The 698-nt window shown below is 62.8% G+C and carries 1 protein-coding gene; it reads right to left on the bottom strand.

Annotation, left to right across the window (positions count from 1 at the left end; all coding sequences use genetic code 11):
• Positions 1-131: 131 nt before the first annotated feature.
• The coding region (gene istB, locus D2T30_RS22930) for an IS21-like element helper ATPase IstB (protein ID WP_128210661.1) at positions 132-698 on the bottom strand (567 nt) is incomplete at its 5' end.

Raw genomic sequence — 698 nt, 5'->3', positions numbered from 1 at the left:
ACGGCGGCGGAGCAAAACCAGGCCAGTTGGTGAGGATGTGCGCCATGGCGCGCGCGTTTTCCACGTAGCCGGCGCGTGGCATGGCGCACTGGCCCGTCCGGGCCAGTCGTCGTCAGATGTCTGTATGGGGATCAGCGCCGCTTGCGGGCAGTGCTGTTGGCGAGGCGGTAACTTTCGCCGTTCATCTCGAGGATGCTGACGTGGTGGGTCAGCCGGTCGAGGAGCGCGCCGGTTAGACGCTCGGAGCCGAATGTTTCAGTCCATTCATCGAAGGGTAGGTTGCTGGTGATGATGGTCGATCCGCGCTCATAGCGCTGCGAGATCAGCTCGAACAGCAACTCGGCTCCAGTTTTCGACAGGGGCACGAAGCCGAGTTCGTCGATGATGAGAAGCTTATATCCGGCCATCTGCTTCTGGAAGCGCAGCAGGCGGCGATCGTCGCGGGCCTCCATCATCTCGCTGACGAGCGCTGCGGCTGTGGTAAAGCCAACGGCCAGCCCCTTCTGGCAGGCAGCCAGGCCGATGCCGAGGGCGACATGGGTTTTGCCGGTGCCGGACGGGCCAAGGGCAATGACATTCTCACGCCGTTCGATCCATTCGCACCGGGCCAGTTCCAGCACCTGCATCTTGTTGAGCTTCGGGATAGCGGCGAAGTCGAAGCTGTCCAGGCTTTTGACCGCCGGGAACTTCGCGGCCTT

Source organism: Paenirhodobacter populi (assembly GCF_004022215.1).
Lineage (GTDB): Bacteria > Pseudomonadota > Alphaproteobacteria > Rhodobacterales > Rhodobacteraceae > Rhodobacter > Rhodobacter populi.
Note: the sequence above shows the minus strand (reverse complement) of the source record. Positions and strands in the feature narration are given on the sequence as shown.